The 25300-nt window shown below is 42.4% G+C and carries 14 protein-coding genes; 1 reads left to right on the top strand and 13 read right to left on the bottom strand.

What is annotated here, in order from left to right:
- Positions 1-213 precede the first annotated feature (213 nt).
- From GSQ74_RS01625 to GSQ74_RS01685, 13 genes are all read right to left on the bottom strand, one after another.
- Positions 214-1152: an alpha/beta hydrolase gene (locus tag GSQ74_RS01625; protein WP_174236894.1), complete on the bottom strand. Its 939-nt coding sequence runs from the start codon at positions 1150-1152 to the stop codon at positions 214-216.
- Positions 1153-1176: 24 nt separating this feature from the next.
- Positions 1177-2148, bottom strand: coding sequence for a pectinesterase family protein (locus GSQ74_RS01630; protein ID WP_158989384.1), 972 nt, complete (start codon positions 2146-2148; stop codon positions 1177-1179).
- On the bottom strand, positions 2145-2906 hold the full coding sequence (locus GSQ74_RS01635; RefSeq protein WP_158989386.1) for a rhamnogalacturonan acetylesterase: 762 nt from the start codon (positions 2904-2906) through the stop codon (positions 2145-2147). The genes GSQ74_RS01630 and GSQ74_RS01635 overlap by 4 nt, the downstream gene beginning before the upstream one ends.
- A gap of 12 nt (positions 2907-2918) precedes the next feature.
- Complete coding sequence (locus GSQ74_RS01640; protein ID WP_174236895.1) at positions 2919-3707, bottom strand: rhamnogalacturonan acetylesterase; 789 nt, start codon at positions 3705-3707, stop codon at positions 2919-2921.
- Between the two features lie 12 nt (positions 3708-3719).
- Positions 3720-5273 carry a glycosyl hydrolase family 28 protein gene (locus GSQ74_RS01645; protein WP_158989388.1) on the bottom strand — a complete coding sequence of 518 codons (1554 nt, stop codon included), beginning with the start codon at positions 5271-5273 and terminating at the stop codon, positions 3720-3722.
- 351 nt (positions 5274-5624) lie between these two features.
- Positions 5625-7280, bottom strand: coding sequence for a glycoside hydrolase 43 family protein (locus tag GSQ74_RS01650; RefSeq protein WP_158989390.1), 1656 nt, complete (start codon positions 7278-7280; stop codon positions 5625-5627).
- Between the two features lie 50 nt (positions 7281-7330).
- Positions 7331-8692, bottom strand: coding sequence for a pectinesterase family protein (locus tag GSQ74_RS01655; RefSeq protein ID WP_158989392.1), 1362 nt, complete (start codon positions 8690-8692; stop codon positions 7331-7333).
- Between the two features lie 21 nt (positions 8693-8713).
- A complete protein-coding gene (locus tag GSQ74_RS01660) occupies positions 8714-10375 on the bottom strand; it encodes a glycoside hydrolase family 28 protein (protein ID WP_158989394.1) in 1662 nt (553 codons plus the stop codon).
- 29 nt (positions 10376-10404) lie between these two features.
- Positions 10405-12882, bottom strand: a complete 2478-nt coding sequence (locus GSQ74_RS01665; protein ID WP_158989396.1) for a glycoside hydrolase N-terminal domain-containing protein — start codon at positions 12880-12882, stop codon at positions 10405-10407.
- Between the two features lie 228 nt (positions 12883-13110).
- Entirely contained in the window at positions 13111-15036 is a 1926-nt protein-coding gene (locus GSQ74_RS01670; protein ID WP_158989398.1) for a RagB/SusD family nutrient uptake outer membrane protein, read from the bottom strand.
- A gap of 14 nt (positions 15037-15050) precedes the next feature.
- Positions 15051-18341 (bottom strand): TonB-dependent receptor, encoded by a 3291-nt coding sequence (locus GSQ74_RS01675; protein ID WP_158989400.1) that lies wholly within the window; start codon positions 18339-18341, stop codon positions 15051-15053.
- Between the two features lie 66 nt (positions 18342-18407).
- Positions 18408-19256, bottom strand: coding sequence for a ferritin-like domain-containing protein (locus GSQ74_RS01680; protein ID WP_158989402.1), 849 nt, complete (start codon positions 19254-19256; stop codon positions 18408-18410).
- Positions 19257-19267: 11 nt separating this feature from the next.
- On the bottom strand, positions 19268-20026 hold the full coding sequence (locus GSQ74_RS01685; RefSeq protein ID WP_216846660.1) for a ferritin-like domain-containing protein: 759 nt from the start codon (positions 20024-20026) through the stop codon (positions 19268-19270).
- Positions 20027-20769: 743 nt separating this feature from the next.
- On the opposite strand from GSQ74_RS01685, the gene GSQ74_RS01690 reads away from it, so the two are divergent.
- Entirely contained in the window at positions 20770-25209 is a 4440-nt protein-coding gene (locus GSQ74_RS01690; RefSeq protein WP_158989404.1) for a two-component regulator propeller domain-containing protein, read from the top strand.
- Positions 25210-25300 lie beyond the last annotated feature (91 nt).

Below are 25300 nucleotides of genomic sequence, written 5' to 3' on the forward strand. Positions count from 1 at the left end.
TAACTCTTACTACCAATACAGATAGCATTAAATCAATTTCAGTTGAGATATTGATTTAAAGGACAATCTTTAATTATTATCCAACTTTGTTCAATCAGCTCCACAACATTATTTTATGATCGTGCGTATTCATCATTGTTCGCAGCAACCAATGATTTGGCAAACTCCGCTTTACCAACTACACCAAGCAGTAACCAGGCATTAGCATCGTTTTTATTTAGCGTTAAGTTTTTCCGGTATAATCCCTGTTTCTACCATCCACATTTCGCAAAGCTGTGTCCATAACTCTGTAGAACCGGGATTATTTCTTAAAGCGATAGCATGACCTCCCTGCGGGAAGGCGTGAAAACTAACCGGTATCTTATTTTGTAGCAAGGCCTGGTAAAACAGCAGGCTATTCATTGGGTTTACAGTTTTGTCGTTAACCGCGTCGACTATAAAGCACGGTGGCGTAGCCGGCGTTACCAGTAATTGCGGCGAAAACCTTTTCTTTAGCTCATCCGATGCGCCGGGACCCAGTAAACTTTTAACACTGCCCGCGTGGGCATATGATGTGCTCAGGTCTATAACCGGAGAAACAAGGATCATAAAATTCGGCTTAAAGGACACTTTATCCAGACTATCACCTATAGCCGATACATCATCGCCGATGGTTCCGGCTGATGCCGCAAGATGCCCGCCAGAAGACGACCCCATAATCCCGATCTTGTCAGTGTTAATGCCCCAATTGACCGCATTCGCCCTGATATACCTGATGGCACGCTGGGCATCCATTAGCGGGCCGGTTTCCCGCTGTTTCAGGTCCGCCGAATTTGGCAGGCGGTAATTAAGCACAAACGCACTTATCCCCATGGTATTAAACCATTTAGCCAGTTGCAAACCACTAATAACGTATGCCAGGTGTTCATACCCGCCACCCGGGCAAATAACTACCGCCGCGCCTTTATTTTCCTGTTTACCCGGAAAAAAAGCATACATGCCGGGTAGCATAACCCGAAAAACACGATCATTAGCTATGCTGTCTTTTAATTTCAGGTGCCTGGAATTCGGGATGTTATCTTTAGGCCATATTGGTATAAAATCCTGAGCGTAAGCCGCCAAGGAACAGCACATTAAGATTATAATAAAGCTGTATTTAAATGAGTTTGCCATTTTTTCTGTTATAGACCTTGATGATCACTCAATATTAGTTATAGCTTGAAGCGGATCCCAATCGCCAAAAACATTCCGAAGCGTAATTTGCCCCGCCCGAGCAGGTGTTAATTGTTTTGACCAGGTCACTCTGGCGGTAACATCAGCTGCCGGACCATAGTTTTCGAACTCCGCATAGCGTGCTGTTTTATAGCTTTCGGTTTTATTCCAGTTGCTCCAGCCCTCGGCCTTCACTTGCTCGCCCAGGTAACAATGCATATAAATCACACAAGCGTAAGGACGCCATGGACGGCCAAGCGACACCATATGCAGGGCACTATCGCCGGTTAGGGTACAATTGTTAAACACAAAGCCATAGGGATGATCTTGAGGTGTTGAGGCAGCAGTAACATGTGAGTTTTTTTTGCTGTGGATATGGCAGTTTTCAAACCATGCTGTAGCGGAGCCAAAAATAAAATCGGTTGTTCCTTCTATATAGCAATCTTTGTAATACTGACGGCTTTTATCGTTGTTCAGGAATAAAATGTCTTGGTTACCGACAAAGCGACAGTCTGTAAAAACAGCTTTATCGCCATCCGCCTCGACTGCTACGGCCTGCCCTGCGCTAAAACCGGCATCATTGCGAAAGGTAATATCACGTGCCTGGAAGTTATAGCCATTGATAAGAAAACTATAAGAGGAACGTGTACTGATATTATTTCCACTCGCGGATACCTTACCCGAGTGGTCGTCATAAGTCAGAATGGTATTAAAGCGCGACTCGCCCCTTAACTCTACAAAGTTTTTACCAGAGTCCAAATGAAGTTTTTCCTTGTAAATGCCATGCTTAATGAAAATCACGATACGGGTTTGATTATTCATGGGGACTGCATTTATGGCTTCCTGCACCGTTTTATAATTGCCACTGCCATCGGCTGCCACAATCAGGCGCCTGGCCTGGCCAAAAGAAAAGCTCATTAAAAGTTCGAAACACAACAACAATAAAACTTTCTTCATTTGCCGGTTTGCTTACTTTTAACAATCCGGTCTTCGAGGTCGAGGTGCAAGCGCTTGATTTCGTTTAACACCAGTTCCGCCATCAGCCTCGCACCGTATTCATTAAAGTGGGTATTATCGCGCCTTCCTAATGGATAATTAGGATGTTCCCCGGAATCAACCTGCATGTAGATCATTTTAGCTGTTTCCGGCCCCAGCTTATCGACTAACTCCCGGCTCCGTTCATCCAAATCAATAACCGGCACTTTTAGTGAATCGCCGACGGCTCTTACCGCATTTGAATATTCGAGGTGTGTTTCCTTTATTTTACCATCCTTATCGAAACTACACCTGGTAACCGGGGTGATCAACACCGGAATAGCATTTTTGCCGCGTGCCTGGGTAATAAACAAGATCAGGTTTTTCCGGTAATCGCTTACCGGTGTGTACCTGTCGGCGAACTGAGGTTGATTTGCCTCGTCATTATGGCCAAATTGTATCAGTACATAATCACCGGCCTGCAGGCTGTCAACAATGGGTGCCCAGCGGTTCTCACTTATAAATGTACGGGTACTTCTGCCGCCCCTGGCTTCGTTTCTGATACTTACCGAACTATCAAAATAATCGGCAAAAGGCATACCCCAACCAGTAAGCGGTAGCCGGTCCTTGGTATAAAGGCACATCGTAGAATCACCTATCATATAAATTTTGATAGGTTTGGGTGGTAAGGTAACCGCTACTAGCAGAAAACCGGCGGTAAAGATCTTTTTCAGCTTCATTTCCTTGTATTGCTATTTTATAGGTAAATCTTTTCCTTTTATTATCCTCGCAGCAAGTTCGGGCTGTATAACTCTTATGCGGGCCAATACCAGTTCGGCCATTTTACGGGCACCCAACTCATTAAAATGCGTGTTATCTTCCTTGCCTTCGGGGTAATTAGGATTTTCTCCGGGCAGCAAATGATTAAACAACAGGTTTGATTGGTCAGGACCAAGCTTTTGCAGCAACTGCATGCTTAAACTGTCCAGGTCAATTAAAGGCACATTATTTTTTGCCGCTACATCCCTCATTATTTGCGCGTATTCCACATGGGTATCCACTACTTTACCGGTAGTATCAAAATTTCTGCGGGTAACTGGTGTTATTAATATCGGGTTAACCTCCTTATTTCTGGCCTCTGTTACAAAACGGGTAAGGTTGCTACGAAACTCATCCGGTGTAGCATAGCTGCCTTTGGTTTTTACTTCATCGTTATGGCCGAATTGTATTAGCAGATAATCGCCCTTTTTCATATTGGCGGCAACAGATTGCCACCGGCCCTCGTTGATAAATGTTTTCGTGCTTCGCCCGTTTTGTGCACGATTGTCAACAGTTACCGTCTGATCCCAAAAAATGGCAAAGGGCATTCCCCATCCCGTTTCGGGATATGCCGATTTCGCTTTTATCGACATGGTAGAATCGCCTATCATATAAATGGTTATAGGATCCTGTAATTGCGTAAATCCCATCAGGACTAAAAAAAAAGAACCGATTAGTACACGTTGGTACACGTTTTTTTTTGCGAAAAGTTTATTTAACATATTAGTATAATATTATTGTATAGTTATTGCGCTTTTATCCAAGTGTTTTTCAAGTTTAAGCGGCTCAGCTAAACTTTTCAGGTTGGTATCTGACACTTTAACACCCTTTGTACTTCCGCTTGCCGAAATAAATATTGAGGTGTTACTATTAAATCCAATGCTGTTAAAAGTTATATTCTGCGCGTTATTCAGTTCGATCAATGTTGATGCTGGCGAAATTAGCTTTACATTTTCCAAAGAAATATCCGCCGCGTCCACCGCGCTGAATGCAGTTTTTGCAGATATAACCATATTCGACATATATATATGATTCACCGGCATTTCAGGCAGCCCAGTAATGGCGATGGCGGATCTGGCATTATTACAATAAATGTCGCTGATATGAAAATCCTGAAAACGTGGTGTTCTGCTATTCACCGCCACCTGTGCGGATGTGCCGTCCTTAGCATCTTCGTCATAATAGGTATTGAAAAGTATGGCTTCATTTAAAATATCGCGCATATAAATATGATCCACAAATACATCATGTACCAAGCCACCACGGCCACGGCTACTTTTTACACGTATGCCAACATCCGTATTTACAAAATCACAATTGGTAACATATATGTTTTGCATACCACCATCTGTATTGCTGCCTATTACAAACCCACCGTGCGCATGGTAAACGATACAATCGGCAATAATGATATTTTTCAGGGCAGGATCAGTAGCCGCATCTCCTTTATTACCACTTGATTTCATACAGATACCGTCATCACCAGCATTTACTGTGCAGTGATAAACCGCTGCGTTTTTGCAGGACGACAAATCAATACCATCGCCGTTTTGCGCATAATATTCATTGTTTATAGTCACATTACGAATGATCATATCGGTGCAGTTCCGGGGATTGAGTGCAAACTGAGGTGAATTTTTAAATGTGGGTCCATCTATGATTACCCCAGTGCTGTTCTGTACCGACACCATTGTCGGACGAGTATTTTCTGTTGTAGGATAATACATGCTGCCATCCTTGCTAACCGAGCCGCCAGCTTTTACCAGGTCTCCCCAAAGAGTTGGTGCAGCCTTGCTTTTTTTGAGTGGCCGCCAGGTATCGCCCCCCCCGTCATAAACCCCCTCGCCGGTAATTCCAACATTATGGAGGTTATTTCCTGACAAGGGCAACTTTGCCTTACCATTAGCAACCGGATATTGAGCATGATCGGTAGTAAAGATTATCAGTGCACCGCGATCGGCATGCAGGTTCACATTACTTTGCAGTTCGATAGGCCCGGTAAGCCACAACCCAGGGGGGATCTGTACTACACCGCCGCCAGCGGCATTACATGCCGAGATCGCTTTTTCAATGGCGGTTGTATTGAGTGTTTGACCATCGCCAATTGCACCGTAGTCCTGTATATTAAAAGCTTTATCGTTAAAATGAGGTTCATTTATCGTCATTTTAAACGGGGCGTGAGCAAGATAATAAGCCAGATCTTTTTCACTACCCTGTGCATCAGCGGTATTGGCTATCGCGGCTAAAAAAATATAGGCAAGGACAAGAATTGTTATTTTAAATTTCATAATTATTGGTTATAGTCAAATTACAAAGTAAGTTTATATCAAAGGTCTACTGGTTGTTAACTAACCTGAATCACTTTTTTGAATTGTTTACTTATTGGTTTTATCGTTACAAACGTAAAAAGGTAATCGATTTATTGAGTTCAAAAATTGACTGAATAGGTCTTATTTCTATTAATATTTGTTAAAATACTCTCTTTATGGTTGAGGTACAATGAATAATTGACAGCCGGTTAGTTATTTTTAAATATATGATCTAAAAAACCTGTTTGTATAGTTCAAGGCCTGGTTAAACCAATGGTCGAAAAGTATAAATATATGCGGTGTATTAGCTATGGTATGTAATTTGTCATCCTATTTTGTTAAAGCGCCCACCCTAAGCCAATCAAAATCCGCATAACCTGAATCATTTGACTGGCTTTCGCGAGTGCAAAACAGACCTACTTTTGCACCAATCCACTGTCCCACCCTCGCCTGAAATTCATCAGCTAACCACACATAGTCGATGCCATTTAGGCTATAACCAAAATGGCACTTCGCACCGGCCTCAATCTTCACCCCCAGGTAAATTATCGAAGATGACAACTTAGTTATTTTTTTTTCATCTTCTGTTCCGCCTTTACCCGCATCCTTACATTCCTTATAAACCAGGTAATTCCCATCGGCTGAGCTTTCCATAGCTATCGCGGCGTAGTCTAAACCCATAATGGTCAAGCCTGCCTTTTCATCTTTCAGTTTTGGATTGGGCACGAAATCTACCTTAGTCGTTACCATAAATTCATCAGCGGGAAACTTTTGCAGTAGTACATTTCCGGCACTCCATAAATTTTGCTTATCTGGTATCATTACCGAATACAACCTCAGGGCACCCTTAACCGGGTTCATATAATACCAAGCTTCGCCGGGATTAGCCATCCATTGCCATTGCAAGCCCAGCGTATTACCATTAAATTCGTCACTTTCGACAGGTGTATTAATGGGATACGATCTGCCTACATTGGGCTTTTTATAGCTTGCAACCGGTTCACCTTTCCCATTTCCGCTTTTATCGATACCAATCACGGGCCAGTTATATTTCCATTGCATGGGCTGCAAATGAAGCACTCTGCCGTAGGGGCCTTTATCCTGAAAATGCAGGAACCAATCCTGGCCGGTTTGGGTACTTACCCAGGCACCTTGGTGAGGGCCATTTGTGCTGCTCTTACCCTGATCCATCACGACCTTGCGTTCATAAGGTCCATAAACGCTTTTTGAGCGGAGCACTAATTGCCAACCTGTTGACACCCCGCCCGCAGGTGCAAATATGTAGTAATAGCCATTACGCTTATAAAACTTTGGCCCTTCAATGGTGGGGTCGGTTTCATGGCCGTCATATACGATTACGCCCTCATCCGTCACCTTCGTTCCATCTGCATTAAGTTTATTCACTGCTAGAATGCTCTTTATGCCAGCCTTACTGCCGGCAAATGCGTGTACCAGGTACATTTGGCCGTCATCGTCCATCAGCGGGCATGGATCTTCAAGGCCTAAACCCGGATAAACCAGCACTGGATCACTCCAGTGACCGGCAGGATTTTTGGCTTTTATTAGATATATGCCATAATTGATATCGGGATAATAGATGTAAAATTCACCATGAAAGCAGCGGATGGATGGTGCCCAAACACCGTCACCATGCCGGGGAATATTATAATGATCGAACGGGGGTTGCCGCAATAAGGCATGCCCTATAATCTCCCAGTTAACAAGGTCCTTCGAATGCAAAACAGGCAAACCGGGAATAGCTTCAAAACTGGATGAGATAAGATAAAAATCATCACCTACCCTTATCGCGTCCGGATCGGAATAATCGGCATCCAATATCGGGTTTTTATAGGTTCCGTTTCCCTGATCGGCCACCCAGACTTTTGACACATAACTTGATCCGCCCTTTTGCACAAGGGGGATATGTTGTGCTACAACCCTGCAACACCACATCATTAAAACTAATGACAGCAGTTGTTTTTTCATTCTTTATGGTTATTGTACAGTATTTTCAAGGTGTATGCTCATTCTTAAATTTATTTCTCCCTTAAATTATGTGATTTATTTAAAACGGAAAGACTAACCGACAGCGTATCTGACATTTCAATAGCGTTGCCTTTGGATGCCCGGATAAGATAGTAGGTAACCTGGTTTTCGGCAGGCATAGCTATGTTAAACTGGTAAGCCGCTATGGTATCCGTTTTTGTAATCAACCTGCTAGTGTTTTTAAATAACATAAGCTTATCAGGACTTGTAAGCAACTGGTAGGTAATCCCATTTTGTGGCCAACTGCTGTTAAACTGCAATATCGCCATATTATTAATGCTTCGCGCCATAAAGTTAGCTATGGCTATTGAATGCCCAGTTGTCTCTTTGGGCAAATCCTTCCAAATGGCAAAAGGATCCCAATCGCCGAACAATAGTTTGTTATCATAATAGGTCTTAGCAGCGCTATCGGTAAGTTGTTGAGACCATGGCACCCTGTGCGTTAAGTCAACCGGTGTACCGTCAAATTTAGTTGTTTTATATTCCGCATAAGTTATTACAGATGTCTTTGTACCATCATCCCATATTGACCATCCGGATGGAACGATAGAAGCGCTCATTGCGGTATTTAAAAATACCACCTTATTTTCCGCCCGCTTGCGCCCCCGGGTTTCGGTGCGGCTATCGTTCTGCCAGGGCCTGCCCAGCGTATAACTCGTTAAGCCATGATTGTTTGGCATCGTACAGTCTCTGAATACCAGGCCGTATTGCTGTCCAGCCGGAGTACTTGCCGCTGTTACATAACCACCTTTACCACCATCGACCCGATCCCGTGGAAAGATAATACAATGGTCAAAAACAGCCACTGCCGCGCCATATATAAAATCGGTATTACCATCAATATAACAATTATTAAAATACACCCGGTTCCCATCCCGGTTTGTCAAAACGGTATCCTGCCCGCTGATAAACCTGCAGTTAAAAAATACAATCCGGTCAGCGTTGGTCTTGACCGCAAGCGACTGTGGCCCGTCAAACAGACGTCCTTGCGTGTTTTCCATGGTGATATTCATCAGCATACAATCGTTGGCATTAATAACCACTACGGATGTACCGCCCTTACCATCACCGTAGGCTATTGTTGTCCGTGCTACATCTTCCCCGATCAATTCTATAAAGGGTTTTGTGGCGGGGATAATGATCTGCTCAGTATAAATACCCGCCTTAATAAAGATCTTATAAGGCGTTGTCCTACCTTCCGGCGCATTATTTATTGCCTGCTGAATGCTTGTGAATTTTCCGCTACCATCTTTGGCAACCAATGCGTCATATGCCACCGTCACTTTGGCGCCCGCGGGGAGGTAAATAAACACAAGAAGCAGGAACCAGCTAAAATTCAATTTTATATGCATAGAGATTAGTTTTCCGATAAATTATTTATCTATTGTCAATGCTGATTTATCAGCACCATATTTAAATTCGGTTACGTTTTTTGCTGCTGATATGCTGGTATGCTGAACGCTGATCTGTCCGGAGCGATCTCCATTTATGCTAAAAAATAAACCGGGGCTGTTTTGTGTAACTATTTGGTTAAACGTGATGTGATTGCTATTTTCAATATTAATCAGCGGTCCGGGATTATTGCATTCCAGGGTTATATTGTTTAAATTAATGTTTTGTGCCTCCATGATATTAACCCCCGCTTTAGCTTTTATAAATACGTTTTCCAGGTAGATATCTTTAATGCTCATCTCTGGCAACCCACGTATAAACACGGCCCTTTCCGCCCCGTTACACACAATATTGCTGATATAAAATTTGCGAAACTGTGGAGTACCTTCATCAACAGCGGGGATATCCACTTTACCGTTTGTTTGAGCCAACGTTGGAGCCTTTGCAAAGTAGTACATATCAAATAAAATAGCATCATGCACAATATCGCGCATGGTGATATTCCTGATAAATATATTCTCCACGATACCGCCACGGCCGCGAACCGTTTTGAAGCGGAGGCCGTTATCTGTGCCGATAAAAGTACAATCAGAAACAAAAATATCATGAGCGCCGCCCGACATTTCACTGCCAATCACAAAGCCACCATGCGCCTTATACACTATATTATTGCGAATGACAATATATTGGGAAGCTTTACCAACCTTCCGCCCCTCTTCGTCCTTACCCGATTTTATACAAATACCATCATCACCAGCGTCTACCGTACTGTTTTCAACCAATACATGCGAACAGGATTCGATATCCATTCCGTCGCCGTTTTGGGCATTGGGAAGATTGCGTATCCTGACACCTTCCAGCGTCAGATCATCACATAACAGCATATGCAGGCACCAAGCCGGCGAATTCTGAAATGTGACACCTTGTAACAACACCTTTTTACAATTATTAATCACTACTAAATTCGGTCGGAAGTAGTCCTTAATGGCTTCATAGTTCTTTAATGACTTTTCAGGATCCACATAACCAGCATTGGGTATTTTTGCACCTTTTGCGTAGCTGGCCGACGGGTACCAGGTGCGGCCGTCATTGCTTAGTTCGCCCCCGGAAGCCAACAGTTCTTTCCATTCTTGTTCAGTAATCCTATCTCTGCCCATGGCACGCCAAACCTCGCCATGTCCATCTATCACGCCTTCGCCGGTTATAGCGATATTGGTTAAATCGGTTCCGGATATAGGCGACTGGTTGCGAATCGCCTTGTGCCCTTCATAGTTCCCCTGCATTAATTTATATTGGCTTTTATCATCAGTAAACTGTAGCAATGCTGCCCGGTCAATATGCAGGTTAACATTGCTCTTGAGTACAACCGGGCCGGTAAGCCATAAACCCTGCGGTATCAGCACCACTCCCCCGCCTTTGTTGCTGCAATCCGTAATCGCGTTATTGATACTTTCTGTATTTAGGGTAGCGCCATCGGCTTTAGCACCGTATTTGATAATGTTAAATGTGTCCGTTTTGAACAACGGTTGTTCAGCCCGGGGTAAATTTTCCCATGAATATTTCTCACTGCCTGTCTGCGCCATTATCTGCCTTGACAGTACAATAGCGAGTGATGATAATAATATTTTTTTGTTGATGTTCATTTATATATAGTTTCAGTATTTAAGTTTTTTCAGTTGGCTACCAGCGTATATGTTTTACCGGGCAGTGTATTAAAATCATAAACTTTTGTCGGTTCAAATGTCATCCCTTTAAGCTGATCCGGATCGGCGATTATGGGTTCTTTGATTTCGTTCACCAGGAATAATGGGTTGGGATTTTGGCCACTTGCAGCTCTAAGTGAAAACTTGCCGGCCGGTCGCAACTGATTTGGTAATCGCAGGCGGCAATTACCCCCCAACCTGGATGTGATCACCAATTTAGTAATCTTCCCTTTGTCCCAATCCATGTCTATTAGAAATCCCCCTCTCGCAACGATGCCTTTGATAGAGCCCTTATCCCAAGCCGAGGGTAAGGCAGGCAATAAATGAATATCGCCGTCGTAGCTTTGCACCAGCATTTCTGTTATACCGGCCGTACAACCAAAGTTTCCATCGATTTGGAATGGAGGATGAGCATCAAATAGATTGGGATAGGTTCCGCCGCCACCTTCAATTTTACCTTTCCATACAGGAGCTGGTTTTAATTCCTGCTTAATGAGTTCGAAAGCATGATCACCATCTAACTCACGCGCCCAGAAATTCACCTTCCAACCCATAGACCAGCCGGTTGACACATCTCCGCGACTGATCAGCATATTCCTGGCTGCTTCCATTAATTCAGGATGCCTGTAGGGAGATATCTGTTTACCCGGAAACAAACCGAACAATTGTGAAATATGGCGATGCTTATCGCCTTTTACATCCATATCATCAAGCCATTCCTGTAACTGCCCCCATTTACCAATATGCATAGGCGGTAAGCGGTCTTTTTTTGCTAAAAGCGTATCGGCAAATGCCTCATCTGTGTTCAATGCATGAGCAGCGGCGATTGTATTGGATAAAAGGTCAAATACAATCTGGTTATCCATTGTGGTGCCGGCTGTTAACGAAATCGCACCAACAGTTTTATCATGCATGAAATCATGTTCAGGCGACATAGACGGCGATACAACCAGCCAATGGTGATCAGGATCTTCCTGCAGTGCATTGACAAAGTACATCGAGGCGCCTCTCAGCACTGGGTATATTTCTTTTAAATAGGCCTTATCGCCTGTAAAAAGATAATGTTCCCACAAATGTTGGGTTAACCATGCGCCGCCAGTAGGAAAAATACCATAAAACGCTTTATCAACCTGACCAGAGATTCGCCAGATATCTGTATTATGATGTGCCATCCAGCCGCGAGCACCATACATTTCTGAGGCGCTTTGCCGACCCGTAACTGAAAGGTCTTTGATCAGTTGAATTAATGGTTCGGTAAGCTCGGAAAGATTGGTTTCCTCCGCGGGCCAGTAATTCATTTCCGTATTGATGTTGATGGTATACTTCCCTCCCCATGGCGGCGAATCCAACTCATTCCATTTACCCTGCAGGTTAGCGGCCTGATCCCCAGGTTGTGAACAGGAAATTAACAGGTATCTGCCAAACTGATAAAATAACGGGACCAAGCCCAGGTCACCGCCTTTATCAAAATCTTTAATCCTTTCATTTGTCGGTTTATATGAAACAACACCCTCTCCGAGCCGGAAGCCCACGCGGTTAAAATAACGCTGATAAAAAGCGATATGATCTTTGATTGCCATATCATATGGTTTTTTTAAAGCCATATCCAGGAACCCTGCAGTCCGCTTTCCGGCATCGCCGCTCACATCGTGGTAGTTTTTAAAATTGGTGCCCATTGCAATGTAAATGGTTACCGCGTTCGCATTTTTGACCGATAGCAAGGTATCATCCTGTATAATATTGCCGCCATCTGTTACCGCCTTTACCAAGGCCTGAAATTTAATAGCGCCATCAATACCGCTTCTGGAATCGCCTTTTCCGTTCATGACCAGTTTCCCATCCGTAACCGCCACCTGGTAGTTATGCATTGGCGAATGCATTGACAGGTTACAGGTGATTGACCCGGGTTTATCGGCAGTAAGATGAACAATCACAGCTTGATCTGTAAACGAGACAAACATCACCCGTTTATAACGGATACCATTAACGCTATAACTAACCGATGATATCGCTTTTGATATATCCAGATCACGATAATAATCCTGTACCGTATCGTGGCCCGGAAACTGGATATACAAACTTCCTATGGTTTGATAAGGCATACCGTTCTGTTTTGAAAACATTTTACTGTTGGCAAGGCGCTGCGCTTCCACAAATTGTTTTTCGGCTATCAATTTTCTTAATTCCGGTATAACTGTTTTCACATCGGGATTTACATTGTTATGCGGACCGCCAGCCCAAACAGTTTCCTCGTTTAATTGGATGCGCTCAATGCCAGTCGTACCAAACACCATCGCGGCAAGCCTTCCATTTCCGATAGGGAGCGCTTCATTCCAATTGGCAGCCGGTTTATTATACCAAAGTTTCAGGTCCTGCTGCGCAAACGCAGTACTTACAACTGACAGCAGGCAGCTAGAAAAGACAATTAAAGCCTTAAGAATTTTCATTAATGTTTTTTAACTTGTTTAGCTGATGTGAGCTATTCATTTCGTTTAATTGTTTCTCCTACTCCTGTCATTTACCGCATCTTTTTGGCGTAAAGCAAAGCAGGCGCCTGGATAATTTGCCGTCTTTCTATTCATTGAATAATAACATCCCGAATAGCTAATCGTCGGTAGATCAGCAAATAACAAAAGCAGTGATATTACTGCCTTTGTTATTAGTATAATGTTTAGTTAATAGCCGTAATTATTACCGCCAAGGGCCGGGTTATTAATTAAGGTTTGAGAGTAGTATGGCAATAATTCGCTATGATTGGTTTTAAACGCATAGGCAAATATTGACGTAAAGCTTGTGTTGATACCAGTATATCCAAGCCAGGATACGTGAGTAGTTAGCGTAGTGGTATTTCCCGGTATAGTTAAATCAACAGGCGCCTTTGCAGGAGCAGGTTGATATAATGAATTGGCCCATAAACCCTTACCTGCTCCGGCGCCGTTAGCAGGGCTCCAATAACTGTCATCCCCTTTAAAATCAGCATTGTAATACATCGTTTTAGGTAAATTAGCACTCATACAATAAGCCGGAGGGGGAGCCATATACGATGGCGGGTTCATAGCCGCGGGCGTTGCCGCACCCATATTGGTTAAATTTGCCTTGGTTTCATTAATGGCGGCAGTGAGCAGGTTCCATCTTATCAGATCATATTTCCTGACTGCCTCGCTTCCGAATTCAAGCATACGCTCCCGAACAATATATTTAAAAAAGCCGGTGTAATCATTGGGTATCGGGGGCACCAAGCTGGCATTACCGCTATGCGCCCGTGTACTTACCTCTTTAACGGCGGCAATGTCAGCAGCCGACGGTCCGCCATTAATTTCATTATCAGCCTCAGCATACATTAACAGCACATCTGAAAATCGCTGAATAACCCAGTTAAGCCCCAGGTTTGACGGCGATGTAGGGTTCGCCGGGAACGCCGGGTTCGTTAACCATTCTTTTCTCCATTTGCCGTCAACTATAGCATTGATGCTATGCCCTTTACGTGTCACGTAGTCAGTATTTGTTTCAAAAGGCACACAGGTTACGTCCCTTCTTACATCAGTTGAATCAAACATATAGAAATAGGTAGGCATAATGGCTAAAGATCCGCCGCCGACAGTGCCAAATTTTGTACCATTATAGGTACCAAGCTTACTGTCACTTGTGGAGGTTGCCCCTCCCATCGCTACCTGAAACATAATTTCTCCGCTGGGGTCATTTCCGTTATGCCCGCATATATAGGTTTGCCAAACGGCCTTGTAGCTGGGATCAAGCGTATGCTCATCCCTCCTGGCCAATAAATCGGAACATTCGCTAAAAGCAATTTTATAATAAGTCAAATAATCGCTACCGCGCTCCATTACACCACTTTTTGCCCTTAGGGAGTATCCTCCTCTGAACAAAGCAATCCTTGCTCTTAGTGCTTTTACGGTACCTTTGGTAATACGTTGATCAACCGGGTCACCAACAGTTCCAACGTCGGTGCGCCATGGAACCAGGTTTTCGGCAATTAACAAATCATTTAAAATATGATTGTATATGGTATCCCTGTCTGTTTTAGGTAAAAACAAGTTGGTTTGAAACTGAGATGGTATCCATTGTGCCGGAACATCTCCCCAGTTACGAATGAGCTCAAAATAGTACTGAGCCCTTAACGTTAATGACTCCCCGTAAAGCCTTTTAAGCTCGCCTTGGTCCATCGGCGTGCCGCTGGTGTATTGAGGCATGCGCGGAATGTAATAAATACACAGATTTGATCTTTCGATACCCTGGTAAGACTGAGCCATAATAGGTTGTAGCTGGGCATTATTGGAAGTAAGGTTATATCTGGCAATATCCCTCCTGTCATTATCCTGGGTATTGCCACCTGCTCCCATCATCTCATCGCTGTCGTAGGGATAATACATGCTGATCCTGATGCCGTAGCCATAATCGCCGGTTAAGCTGTTATAAGCACCCATTACAGCTGTACGCGCAAGGGTAACGCTTCCAAAAGTAATCGCAGGGCTAAAAGTGGATAGAGGGTTCGGACTGATATATTTTTTACATGAATTTACAAATAGTATGGCAATCGGTATCATCATTAAAAATGATGTTAATGTTAAAAATTTAGTTTTCATATTCAATATTTTATTTAGAATGAAACATTTACGCCAGTGATGAAAGTGCGGCTTTTAGGATAAGCAGAATAATCAACACCCGGTGTTAAAGTAGTATTACGCCTGGTACTTACTTCGGGATCATAACCACTGTAACCGGTTATAGTGCCTAAATTATTGCCGGTAATGTAAATCCTGAAATTGGTAAGGCTTAATTTCCCTAATAGCACCTTAGGAAAAGTATAACCAATTGATACATTATTAATTCTGATAAAAGAACCATTCTCGACTGCGAACGACTGCGGATATGTATATTCTATGCCGGTTACCGGGATCCAGTATTTTGCATTACCATTAACAGCGTTCAATTGCGCCGGTGACACGCCAATTACCGTGGTTGGATTAGTTAAAACCCGTTGCAGGTATTGGCCGGTATTGGGATCGGATACTACCCAGCGGTTATTGAAGATAGAAAGGAGGTTGGCACCATTTTCATATTCGCTGGTAAACTCCAGTTTATTGTCATTATATACCTGGTTTCCATAATCGAAATTAAGGAATATGCTCATATCAAAGTTTTTGTACCGGAACGTTTGATTTAACCCTCCTACAAATTTTGGTAAAGCGTGGCCAATAACGGTTTCATCATTAACATCGATCTTACCATCGTGGTTCAGATCTTTGAATTTTTGGGTTCCGGGCTGTATTGTGGTTGATGAAATACTGGAGGTTGGCACACCTGGTTTTAAACCAAGGTATTGTGTTGTAGCCCACGGATTATTCCTGTCGGTGTAAGGAGCGGTATAAAAATCCGATGGTTTGTAGTACCCATCGTTAACCAGGCCATACATCGTTCCTACTTCCTGCCCAATCTTTACAATATAATCAGCGGGTCCGTTAGAACTGCTGTACCAGCCAGAATTTGCTGAAAACTGGGTTTGATCGCCCAAACTCAATATAGTGTTTTTATTAAATGATATATTAAAGCTGGAATTCCATGAGAAATTACGTGATTGAATAATGTTAGCCTGTAAGGTAAACTCCAAACCTTTATTACCTGTTGAACCCACATTCTGAAACTGGGTGCTATAGCCGGTATTTAAGGGTATGGTATTATTTAGCAATAATTTAGTGGTTACATTATCATAGGCATCAACAGTTAGCTGTATGCGGCCTTTTAAAAAGCCCATATCTAAGCCCAGGTTTTTAGACTTTAATGTCTCCCATTGAAGATCAGGGTTATTCAAGGTGCTGCCAGGTGCCAGGCCAAGCGCCCCCGCGTTGTTTAAGTAGTAATTTTTACCTGTTGAATATGCCGGGTCATAGGAATAGGGCGTGATCCGGTTATTACCCGATGAACCATAAGTGAACCTTAGTTTCAATTCAGAAAAAACATTCTGATTTTTCATAAAATCCTCCTGTATGATGCGCCATGCAGCAGATGCCGATGGAAAATAGCCCCATTTTCTATCAGGCCCGAAGATAGAGCTCCCGTCAGCCCGTACCGTTAATGACAAAATGTATCGTTCATTATAAGTGTAATTGGCTCTCGAAAAGAATGATAGGGTATGCACCGGCACTTCCGATGACGTGGGTGAGGGTTCCGTATAACCAGGAGGGGCCGAGGCTAGACCGAGGTTGGCAAAAGCTTCATCGGGGGTTAAGCCAACAGGAAAATAGCGCAGGCTAATGTAATTGGATTTAGTATCTGTTTGATAAAACTCCTGCCCCGCCAGGAAGTCGAAACTGCCCTTCGTGTGCAGGAATGACGGATTGCTGTAATCAATGGTATTTGAGTTATCAAACGTGGTTACCTGCCCTGTTGTTAAGGTTAACGTAGGCATTAGCAGGTTGGTTTGCGCATCTGCGTTAAGCGTATCATTGTACGCTCTGGCCACAGTATTATAAATATCATAACCTATGGTAGACCTGAATGTGACGTTTTTTACGATATTGTAGGTAATATTTCCGTTGATATCGGTGGTGTTTGCCTTGTTCTGACGATACGTTGCCGGTAAAAGCTGCAATGGATTAACCAACGTAAGTCCGTTTCCGGGGTTTGAAGCGTATAGTGCCGGATCAAAGTCGCCTTCACCCAGCCCGGATGCCAGAAAGGGTGGATACCGGACAATCTGCCGCAGGTTGTTAGTTCCGGAGCCTCCTACATCCGAAGTTCCGGCACCATCAATAACCTGCTGACTATAACGCACATTAAAACCCGCCGATAAGCGTTCATTAACCTGTTGATTAAACCGGAAGTTCAGCAGTTGGCGGTTATAATCCGATCCTAATAATATGCCTTGCTGGCCATTATCGGTCACGCTCAAATTGAACTGTGTTTTCTCTGTTCCACCGGACAGACTTAGATTTTGTGTTTGTTGAATGGCTTTACGGCCAAACATCAGATTTTGCCAATCAATCCCCGGTTGTCCCTTATAAGTCTTGATCGTGTCAAAATTATAGCCCACCCTGGTGTATCTGTCAATAATGGAAGAGTCACCAGTTAGTTTATACCTATCATACATCGCCATAATATATTGGTAAGGATTCATAACACTTAATTCCTTAGCTAATTTTGAGACGCCTACAAAAGCATTATAATTAACCGATATTTTGCCGTTGGTATTTCTACCGCCCTTGGTTGTAATTAAAATAACCCCGTTAGATCCTCTCGAACCGTAAATCGCTGTTGAAGCGGCATCTTTAAGTACATCTATTGTAGCGATATCCTGTGGCGAAATAACAGTCAAGGCATTATCAACCTGGACACCATCAACAATAAAAAGTGGGGAACCGCTTTGGGTAATCGAATTCCGGCCGCGGATGTTAATATCAGCAGCCGCCCCCGGGGCACCTTCTGAAACGGTGATCTGTACGCCCGCGAGCCTGCCTTCCAATGCCTCAGCCAGCGAATTAGTCGGTACATCTTTTAAGTCTTTGTTTGTTATTGACGAAACGGCTCCAGGGAGTTCGCTGCGCCTTACGGAGGCATAACCTATGGCCACAACTTCATCCAACTGCCTTGAGTCACTTTCCATGGTAACCTTAAAGCTTGTGCTGGTGGCTAGCGGTTCTTCACGGTTTTTATAGCCTACCGAATGAAAAACCAGGACACTTTCGGGCTTATCCGGAACTGTCAGTTTAAATTTGCCGTTAATATCGGTTTGGGTTCCGATCGAAGTACCTTTAACAGTTACCGAAGCGCTAACCAACGGATCTTTCGTTGTTTTGTCGATAACTGTCCCAGATATTTGCCGGGTTTGTGCTTGTGCTTTTACAAATAAAATTGTTAACACAAGCATCAGCAGTAGTAAGTTTTTCTTCATATTAAGGTTTAATTAGCCAGATATTTTTTAGTAATTAATACATATTTATTGGTAATAATATTTCAGTTATTTAACTCCGAAGGGTGCCACCAGCGACAATACCTGGGCCAGCGTTAACGGTTCGTCAAACGCTTCGGTAGCAGCGTTAACAGCCACTGTTCCGTTTAGCGCATTCAGACTGGTTATAGTTATATTATCCTGAATTACATTGTCCTCACCAACATAGTTGTTAAATAAATTGGCATTACCTGTATCATTTGCCCCGGTTATCCACGGCTTTATGGTTGCCGGGCCGGCTGGCCGCAAACTGCGCAACTGACGTATGGTTGCCGCGTGACGTGCTTCAACCGAGTGGATGGATAATGCTGCTGTAAGCACAGTTTGATTACCAATTAAAGCAGGTACCTGCCCCTTATAAGCGCGAACACCCGTATCTTCAAAGCCATTAGCAACCGCTAAAAATGTATCATAATTGGTAAATACTGTTGAAAAAAGGCCGGCGGCGGTAAAATCATAGGTACCATTTGTACCCTGTGTAGTTTGCAATATTGCTGAGCTGCCAAGCGTAGTTTGTAAGAAAACAACATGTGCTTTCTCCTGGGTCGACATCGTGGTAATTGCCGTTGTATCTCCGCCAGTCGGAACTAAACTTTTCGCCGCTAATCCCTGGGTGTAAAAGGCTGATTCCAAAAACTCCAGCTTTAATGCAAAATTCAGGATGTCGGTTACTGATTGAGGCAATGTTTGTCCGTATGCTTTTTGAAAAATAGTTCCCATAGCAAAAGGTAAAGCAGCCACGGCAATTTTTGAACCAAAGCTGGTTATGTTTTTAATTGCAGCACGACGGGGATTGATCCGGTCATGAAAATCCGGATCCGCTTTTTCTATTTCTTCAAGTATGTTAAAAATATTCATAGTGTGACTGATTAAGGTAGTTTAGTTGCTGTTAAATTAACCGTTATGTATTGGTTTACTGTAGGCAATACCTGAGACGGTAACCGCGATGCTTCCAGTCCGTTATATGGATTGGCAACATTATTTAGTGCAGAAGGCTGAATTACAGTAGCATCGGCAAAAGTGGAAAATGGCGAAGCTGTACCAGTGGTTAATATATTACGGATAGCTGCCGAGTGGCGCGCTTCTACCGAAACAATCTTGGCCGCAATTGTCAGATTTGCTGCATCCTGAATAAGATATGCAACGCCATTATAGGCAGCAACGCCCAGATCCTCAAACCCTTTGGCTGCATCAAGCACATTTGTCCTGTCGGCAAAGTTAATCTGACTAAAATCCGCCACCAGGGGGGCCAGGGCTCCGCTTCCTAAAGCGGCTTTATAAAAAGCCCTGTGCGCTACTTCGTGATCTCTGATGTCGGTAAGAATTGCCGTCTCAGCCGCCGTTATACCTGTATAAGGTGTAGCAATAACCTGGGTATAAAATGCAGCTTCCAGTTGTTCCAGAGCATAAGCATAATTTAAAATGCCGGTATCTCCGCTGCCTAAATCGACCGTATTTTTATTTACCGGACTATTGCCGGTAGACTTTTTACACGAAGACCCTGCTAAACCTAGTATCGCGGCGCCAGTACCTGCATATTTTAAAAAGGCTCTCCTTTCCATCCCGGCCCCTCGTCCTCCGGAATCATCACTGTTTAAATGATTAGTTTGCGTATTAGTTTTTTCCATAATTAATTGATTTTCGGGTTATATAATTGGTCTTAATCGGTATAATTAAATTTTAGATTTCAGTGCTTTTCCCGGTAACGGTGGTTGTCCGAGTTACACGATTGATAAAAGCGAATACAACTTTGATGCACTTTTAATCATTTTCCAAATCCATCAGCCATAAACACTGATGGGTTTGATATGATCATGTAATTCAAAAAGACCCTTACAAGAAACTTTGTTTATTAATGGTTTTTATTGGGTATTGGCTGTACAAACTTATAAAGGGGCTATAAAATGAGGGTTCAAAATTTAGGCTAATAGGTCCAAATTTTATTATTTCAAGTTAAAACGAGGTATAGAAGTGTTTATAGTCAGATCCGTATTTATGTTATTTTCAAGAAAGAGTGTTATACTTCCGTTACAACAACGTACCGTTCAGCTTTCAATTCATGCTAATTAAATCCTGGGATGCATGGCAGGTTATGCAATATGTTTACAAAAGATCTTTGTCTACTTTATCTATTCGCTCGTCAATGTAAATTAATTGAGCTTTAGTGATTATAGTTTAGCATATGAACGAATTAAGAAAAAATAAATATTTCAAATTAGATAATAGATTTTAAGCAAATTCTGATATTAGATAAATATTTAATATTAAAACCTAATTATTAAAATACCTTCCCATTTTTTTCCGGCATAACTGATTTGATTATTTATGACGTTAATGGATTTGAATAACCAATAAACTTTACCGCTATTGAATGTTTAAACCGGTTCAATCAGCAATTGATTTTTTTATTATGCATGCGAGTAACCGATTAAAAATCCACTTTTCAATATTGTTATTGTTTTTCATTGTAAAAGCAACCGGTCAGCCAAAATGCAAAATTGAACGATACTCAACAGAGGATGGCTTATCGCATGATGCGGTTACCTGTATGATGAAAGACCGGGACGGCTTTATGTGGTTTGGCACCTGGGATGGCATTAATCGTTTTGACGGTCACAATTTTGTTTCCTACAAATCTTCACCCGGGGATCAGTCCCAAGTAAAAAATGACAGGATAGATCAGATTGTAGAAGACAGGTCAAACCACCTATGGCTTAGGGCCTATGATAAGGAAATTTATAGGTTTGATAAAAAAACGGAACAATTTCTCCCGATATCGCCTTTTATTAATACTAACGGCAAACAAAAAATAAATTGTTCCCGGATAATAGCGGGTGAAAACGGAAGCATCTGGCTGGTTACGTTCAGGAACGGACTACTCTTTATTCCCCAAACCAACTTACCATCTCCCTGGTTTATCAGTTATAAGAAGGGACTTAAACCTGATTATCAATTGCCTTCAAATACTATTAATTTTTTTCATGAAGACCATGATCACAATATATGGATAGGGACACCGGATGGAGTGTGCCTTTTAACCAAGTCAGCATCGGGAGCTTACCGGAGTATTCCTTTGGAAACAAACCTTGCGGCAAACTTAAATTTCACTACTGTTAATGAGGATGATCATCAATTGTATTTCGGCACTAGCCAGGGATATTTAATCATTTACAACAAAACCTCAAAAAAAACCACTCGCCAAAAAATCACTTCTAATACGCTTAATGCATTGATCCTGTCAAAAATAAACGGTTGTATTTATGGCACAACTTCGGCGGGAGAGCTGATCAAGGTAAATCTGAATGACAACAAGATCACCACATCGATTTTCACCCCGGCAGGGGGCCTTAATTCCATATACGAAGATCGCGGCGGAAATTTATGGATAGAACCAAAAAGCCAGGGAGTAGTGCGGTTTGACCCTTATAAGCGGTCATTCCAATATTTTTCACAAAAAAACGACGCCCTTTACAATAATAGCGGTAATCACTTTAAGGTTTTGGAGGATAACAGCGGCTTAATTCTGATAAATATGAAAGGCGGGGGCTTTGGCTATTATAACGAAGCTAAAGCTAAAGTAGATTATTTTTATGATGATCCTGATGATCCCAATCGCCAGCTCTCCAACATTGTGACCTGTTTGTATTATGACCCTGCCGGTATATTATGGCTGAGTACAGATGACCGGGGAATTGATAAGATTATTTTCCAGAATACTGATTTTAACCAGCAACAGCTGGTTGAACAGGCACCTTTTAAATCAGACAATGAAGTTAGAGGTATTCTTTACGACCGGAAAGGCAGGTTATGGCTTGGGGTAAAAAGCGGCAAACTGTACATTTATCAAAATAATAAAAGAACAAATATCCAGTTTATCAACGAGCCTCCGGGTGGGATTGGTTTGGTTTATTCGATGTTGCAGGATAGGCTGGGTAACATTTGGTTAGGCACAAAAGCGAGTGGTTTATATAAAGCCTCGCCTATTAATACGGAAGAAACAACCTATCGGTTAACCAATTACCCGGCCAACAAGCAGGATCCGAACAGTCTGAACAGCAATGAAATTTATGCCTTACAGGAAGACCATGAGGGAAGAATCTGGATCGGGACGTTTGATGAGGGCTTAAATCTTGCTGTAAATGATCATAATGTCGTCAAATTCAGTCATACAGGGGCTGCTTTTAAACATTACCCTAAGGAGGCTTTTCGCAAAATCAGAAATATGGCTTTAGATAAGCAGGGGAACCTATGGATAGGAACCACCGACGGCTTACTGGTGGTAGACCCGGTTTCCGGTCATTCGCCAGCTTATCGCTATGTTATTTACCGTAAAATACCGGGGAACAAGCAAAGCCTGGGTAATAATGATATCCAATTTATTTACCGGGATTCGAAAAACACGATGTGGTTGGCGACATCAGGCGGTGGCCTGGATCAGGCGATAGGCGACGATCCATTCCAATATCTAACGTTTAAAGATTACTCAACCAGGGATGGACTGCCTAATGATTATGTATTAAGCTGCGCGGAAGATAATCACCGGAACTTATGGATAGCTACTCAAAACGGGCTTTCTAAATTTAATATCGTTAAAAAGCAATTCAGGAATTATGATTCTTATGATGGCTTGCCGAAAACAGGTTTTTCAGAGGCTTCCTGCATCAGGACACCGGGCGGTGATATTGTTTTCGGGAATATTAAAGGTTTTTTAACCTTTAATCCTGATCATATTACCAATTACCGGTTCAAAGCAAATATGGCTTTAACCAATTTGCAGATCAATAATGAGGATATAGCGCCCGGGGACAACGACGCTGTAAACTACAATATTGATTATATGAATAAGCTCAAGCTTAAATATAATCAAAACATCATCAGCATAGATTACACGGTGCTGGATTACAGATCGAGTTTTAAACAAGCCTATGCTTATCGCCTGACAGGTTTTGATACGGTTTGGCATAACAATAAGGGGCAACGCCGGGCCACCTATACTAACCTGCCCCCCGGCAACTATACCTTTGAGGTAAAAATCCTCAGTAATGACCTTTATACTAAATTACCGGCAAAAAGCCTGGCTATAACCATTCTTCCACCTCCCTGGCGTACCTGGTGGGCGTATCTTATCTACCTGTTATTAGCGGTGATTGCTATTGAAACTATCCGCAGGATTGCACTTACCATGCTAAAGTTGAGGCATCGAATTGCGGTTGAAAAACGACTATCTGATTTAAAACTAAGCTTTTTTACTAATGTTTCGCACGAACTGCGAACGCCGTTAACCTTGATTTTGAACCCGATTGAAGAGATTGCGAGGAAAGAAGAACTCTCTATGCAAGGCAATGAATACATTAATGTGGTACGCAAAAACGCCAACAGGATGGTGCGCTTTATAAACCAGTTGCTGGACCTTAGAAAGGTACAAAGCGGGAAGGCTACGTTAACCATAACCCGGACCGAAATGGTGTCCTTTATAAGGAATATCGGAGAATATTTTACAGATATCGCCCGTGAAAAAAGGATCGAACTAAAGATATCAGCCAATGCAGACGAGCTTTGGGCATACATTGATGCCGATAAAATTGATATTGTTATTTATAACATCCTGGCCAATGCCTTTAAATTTACTCCTGAAGGTAAGACCATTTGCATTATACTGAACCAGTTTGATACCGATGATTATTTTCGGATTGAAATTATTGACCAGGGAATTGGCGTGGCTAATGATAAGTTAAATGATATTTTTGAGCTGTATTATGAAGGCGATAACCGCCAGGGCAATCATCAAAAAGGTACTGGCATAGGCCTGGCGCTTTCAAAAGAATTTATAGAACTGCACCAGGGAAAAATTGTGGCTAAAAACAACGCCGAAGGCGGCCTTACTATTGCCATTGAACTAAAATTAGAAAACGATTATTTTACCGGAGATCAGGGCGCATTGGCCCATTTAGGGGAGGCATCACAGCAAATTCAGGAAATCGAAGAATCTCTTTATTCGCTTACACTATCTGTAACCAGGCAAAATGACATTAATGTTCCGCTGGTTTTGCTTGTGGAAGATAATATTGATTTAAGAAAATTCCTGGTTATTCAATTGAGTGAGTTTTACCGGGTGGAAGAGGCGGAAAATGGCGAAGAAGGATTACAAAAGGCTATTCAGTTATTACCTGATTTGATTTTAAGCGACGTTATGATGCCTAAAATGACCGGGATCCAGATGCTTGATCAATTGAAGAATGATCTTTCGACCAGTCATATTCCGGTTGTGCTGCTGTCGGCCAAGTTTTCTGTTGAAAGCCAGATCGAGGGATTAAAATATGGGGCCGACTGTTATATAACCAAGCCATTCCGTAATGATTATTTATTCATGTCAATAGAAAATTTATTGAGGCAGCGTAAAAAGATATTCGAATCTTTTTTAAACGGGAAGAAAACAATCAACCTGGGTCCCGGAGAAATTATGATTACTTCAAAGGATGAAATATTTTTAAAAGAGGTGATAAAGATTGTAGAAGACGGTATGCTGGATACTGAATTTAATATAGATACTGTTGCAGAAACCATAGCCATGAGTCGGTCTGCCTTTTACAAAAAATTTAAAAGTCTGACTGATTTGGCTCCGGTTGAATTTGTGCGGGAAATGCGGTTAAAAAGGGCTAGACAATATTTTGATGCCGGCGATCATAACATTGCCGAGATTGCCTATGCTGTAGGCTTTAACAACGCCAAGTATTTCAGCACTTGTTTTAAAGAACAATACCACATCACCCCATCGGAATATTTAAAATCCAGAGCTTCAGAAGTTCATTAATTACCGTTATAAGGCCGAAAAACATGATTACTATCATCGTTGTGATGGTGTTGCATTAACAACCTATTTCATATACAATTGATTAGAAATT

Origin of the sequence: Mucilaginibacter sp. L196, assembly GCF_009765905.1 — a bacterium.
GTDB lineage: Bacteria > Bacteroidota > Bacteroidia > Sphingobacteriales > Sphingobacteriaceae > Mucilaginibacter.